At 66.3% G+C, this 3,561-nt stretch carries 5 protein-coding genes; 1 reads left to right on the top strand and 4 read right to left on the bottom strand.

The genetic code is table 11. The features are described from left to right. The 3 genes from A5777_RS07970 to A5777_RS07960 all read right to left on the bottom strand — a co-directional run. Window positions 1-464 (bottom strand): flavin-containing monooxygenase (locus tag A5777_RS07970; RefSeq protein WP_156529316.1); only part of this gene is annotated, 464 nt, incomplete at its 3' end. A gap of 118 nt (window positions 465-582) precedes the next feature. Next, the gene (locus tag A5777_RS07965; RefSeq protein WP_064862233.1) at window positions 583-1,674 is read right to left on the bottom strand and encodes a PDR/VanB family oxidoreductase; all 1,092 of its coding nucleotides are present in this window, start codon (window positions 1,672-1,674) and stop codon (window positions 583-585) included. Then, the gene (locus A5777_RS07960; RefSeq protein WP_064862232.1) at window positions 1,671-2,597 is read right to left on the bottom strand and encodes a metal-dependent hydrolase; all 927 of its coding nucleotides are present in this window, start codon (window positions 2,595-2,597) and stop codon (window positions 1,671-1,673) included. The genes A5777_RS07965 and A5777_RS07960 overlap by 4 nt, the downstream gene beginning before the upstream one ends. A gap of 124 nt (window positions 2,598-2,721) precedes the next feature. On the opposite strand from A5777_RS07960, the gene A5777_RS07955 reads away from it, so the two are divergent. Further along, window positions 2,722-3,324, top strand: coding sequence for a helix-turn-helix domain-containing protein (locus A5777_RS07955; RefSeq protein WP_064862231.1), 603 nt, complete (start codon window positions 2,722-2,724; stop codon window positions 3,322-3,324). Window positions 3,325-3,367: 43 nt separating this feature from the next. On the opposite strand, the gene A5777_RS07950 is transcribed toward A5777_RS07955, so the two are convergent. Next, the coding region (locus A5777_RS07950) for a phosphatidate cytidylyltransferase (protein ID WP_197502318.1) at window positions 3,368-3,561 on the bottom strand (194 nt) is incomplete at its 5' end.

Raw genomic sequence — 3,561 nt, 5'->3', positions numbered from 1 at the left:
CACTGCGCGGAGTGGAAGACGTCGCCGTCGAAGTCGTCGAGTCCGGGAATGTCGGGACGGGACGGCTCGCTGAACGGACCCGTCGCGCCGACGAGGACATCAGCGGTGAACGACGATCCGTTGACCGTCAGTCGCCACACCTGCGCGAGGTCGTCCCACGACGCATCGGTGACGTCGTGACCGCACCGGATGTGGGGTGTGACGCCGAAATCCGCAGCGCACCGGGCGATGTACGCCTGGATCTCACGCTGCAACGGATACAGGCGCGTCCAGTCCGGGTTGGGTGCGAACGAAAACGAGTACAGAGCCGACGGGATGTCGCACTGCGCACCGGGATACGTGTTGACCTCCCACGTTCCGCCAACAGCTGCGGCGCGCTCGAACACCACGAGGTCGTCGAATCCGTTCTGCAAGCATCGAATCGCGGCGCCGATGCCGCCGAATCCCGCGCCGATGATCGCCACGTGAAAGTGCCGCCTGGCCGGGTCGTGTCGGGTTGGGGCTTGCTGGACTGAATCGTGCTGGACTGAATCGTGTTTGGCAGGGTGTTGTTGGGCTGAATCGTGCACTGTGTGGTTCCTCCTAGAGGTCGACCACAACGTGGTCGTCTGCTGCGCGCGAGACGCAGATCATCATCGAATCGTCGCGTTCGTCACCGATCAGTACGCGGTCGTGGTGCTCGACGGCGCCGGCGAGCACCCGCACGCGACACGCCCCGCAGAAGCCCTGCTGGCACGAGTAGCGCACGTCGGGTCGCACGCGGCGGATCGCCGCGAGGGCGCTCTCGTCTGCGGCCACATCGACCGAGCCGCCCGAGGCGAAGTCGATCCGGAACGGCCCGCCGTCGACAACCGGTGGCGGACTGAACCTTTCGCTGTGTAGTTCGCGCCCGGGATCGTGCTGCACCACGAGGCGTCGCGTCGCGGCGAGCATGCTCGACGGTCCGCACAGGTAGATCGGCGCGGTGTCGCTGGCACTGCCACTCCCGATGCCCACGCCGAGGAGGTCGGCCATGTCGGGCGGGCCGTCGACGTCGTCGGCGTGAATACGCACCCGGTCGCGATCGAGCGCGAGCAGTTCGTCGAGGAAGGGCATCGTCGCCCGCGACCTGCCGGTGTAGACGAGCTGCCAGTCGAGACCGCGCGCGTGTGCTTCGCGGACCATCGGGAGGATCGGGGTGATGCCGATCCCGCCCGCAACGAAGAGACATCGTGCGGTGGCGGCGAAGTTGAATGCGTTGCGCGGTCCCCGGATCCGCAACTGATCGTCAGCTCGCAGCACATGCATCTCCGCCGAACCGAGCCCGTCGGGTATGCGCCGCACCGCGATTCGATAGGTGGTGGTGTCGGCGGGATCGCCGGTGAGCGAGTAGTGGCGCTGCCGGTCGGACGGGGTGAACACGTCGATGTGTGCGCCGGGACTCCACACGGGCAGGGCTGATCGGTCAGGTCGGGCGAGGGTGACCAGGCGCACCCCGTCGACCGCCTCGACACTCTCGACCACGTCGAGTCGCATGTCGAATCCGACCCGCCGCACCGGATTCGGCCGCGAGAGTCGGTCGGCGAGACGCGCCTGCGCGAACACGCGAGAATAGCCCCGCGCCAACCGGTGGATCTCACGCAGGACCGGCGTCGGATTGTCGACGTCTGTGGTGGGTGGTGGAAGATAGTTCACTGCTCCGCCGCCCGCGCCGCCGGTGAGATCGCCAGGTAGCGAACGGCTTTGTCGATATCGCCCATGCTCGACGGATGGAACCCCGGGCGGAGGTACAGGTAGATCTGCTCGAACAGGAACGAGATTCCGGGAATCATGTGCCGACGTGCCGCAAGCGCGAACGCCACCGGCCACGGGCGGCGTCGAGCGATGGTCGCGTCGTTGCGATAGAGGTACGCCGCAGTCGAAAACCACAGTGCGGCAAGCCCTGTCGAGGCGATCAGTGCGGTGCGCGCACGACGAAAGTAGCCGCCGTCGACGTACTGGAATGCATCGAACGCGACGTTTCGATGCTCGAGTTCTTCCGCACCGTGCCACCGGAGCAAATCGAGCATGGTGGGATCGACGCCGACGTCGTCGAAGGCCGTGTTGTCGAGCAGCCACTCACCCACCACCGCGGTGAAATGCTCTGCTGCCGCGTAGATTCCGAGGCGCTCCGACAGCCACGCCCTGCTCGCGCGGCCGTCGGTGATGCCGTGATCGCCGAAGATCTTCTCGACCGCGAATTCGATGCGTGCCATGACGGGCCCGATCTCGACCCCGTTGGCGATCAGGTACTTTCGGAACCCCTCATGCGACGACGCGTGCGTGGCCTCCTGACCGACGAATCCGACGACCTCCTCCCGTAGTCGAGGGTCGTCGATCAGCACAAGCGCCTGCGCGAACACGTCGGCCATGGCTCGCTCCCCCTCGGGCAGGACGAGGTGCATGACGTTCCAGAAGTGCGTCGCGTACGGCTCGCCGGGGATGTACTCCAGCGGCACTCCGCTCCAGTCGAATCGAACGGGACGAGCGTTGATCGCCAACGCCTCCTCGTCGTACTCGCGTGTGCGCGCCCGGTATGCCTGCTCGTGCGCCTGCTCCTGTGGCTGTGCGTGCGTCACGGACCCTCCTCCTCGTGCCAACTCGGGGCGACGACTACGTGAGTCACGTCACCTCCCTGACGCGAACAGTGAAACACATCTTGCTTCAGTGTTTCAATAGCCGGACGTCGTTTACGCTGACACCATGTCCGTACCCGGTCTGTTCACCGCAGGGGCGGGCGTCGACGCCGCATCCGACCCGATTCTCGACGCCGCGCTCGACGTCTTCGCCGATATCGGGATCCGTCGTGCCACGGTCGACGACATCGCCAAGCGAGCGGGCGTCGGACGTGTCACCGTCTACCGCCGGATCGGCGGGCGCAACGAGGTGCTGACCGCGGTCCTGATCCGCGAGGCAACGCGCCTGTTCGCCGACGTACGCGCCGCAGCCGACGCCGCGGATACCTACGCCGACAGAGTGGTCACCGCATTCGCGACCACGGTGACGACCGTACGAGGCAACCCGGTGTGGAATCGGCTCCTCGAGCTCGAGCCCGCGTCGGTGCTCGAACAGTTGACGCTCAACGGATCGTTCATCCTCGCCGCCGCCGTGGAGGCAACCGCCGACATCCTGCGCACCCCTGACGTCGCGCTCGACGACGACGAGTTGGCGTCACGCGCGGAGATTCTAGTGCGCATCACACATTCCATCCTGCTGACACCCGAGGTGCGCGTGCCGCTGGCGAACTACGACGACGTCGAGAAATTCGCGCGCGACCACCTACTCGCGATCGCCGGCCCGGGCTGAAAGGCCCCCGTGGACCACTGACACGACGTTGCGGCGGAGGCGGTCAGAGCAGTGCGGTGAGCACGCACCACACGATGAATGCCGAGGGAAGCAGCGAGTCGAGGCGATCCATGATCCCGCCGTGTCCCGGCAACAGCGTGCCCATGTCCTTGATGCCGAGGTCGCGTTTGATCTGGGACTCGACCAGATCGCCGAGCGTCGCGCAGACCACGAGAACAGGCCCGAGGATCAGTCCGA

The organism is Gordonia sp. 852002-10350_SCH5691597 (assembly GCF_001665715.1).
Lineage (GTDB): Bacteria > Actinomycetota > Actinomycetes > Mycobacteriales > Mycobacteriaceae > Gordonia > Gordonia sputi.
Note: the sequence above shows the minus strand (reverse complement) of the source record. Positions and strands in the feature narration are given on the sequence as shown.

Excerpts from the sequence above, each read along its gene's own strand:
- A5777_RS07955 (WP_064862231.1), top strand. The coding sequence starts at position 2,722 with ATGTCCGTACCCGGTCTGTTCACCGCAGGGGCGGGCGTCGACGCCGCA.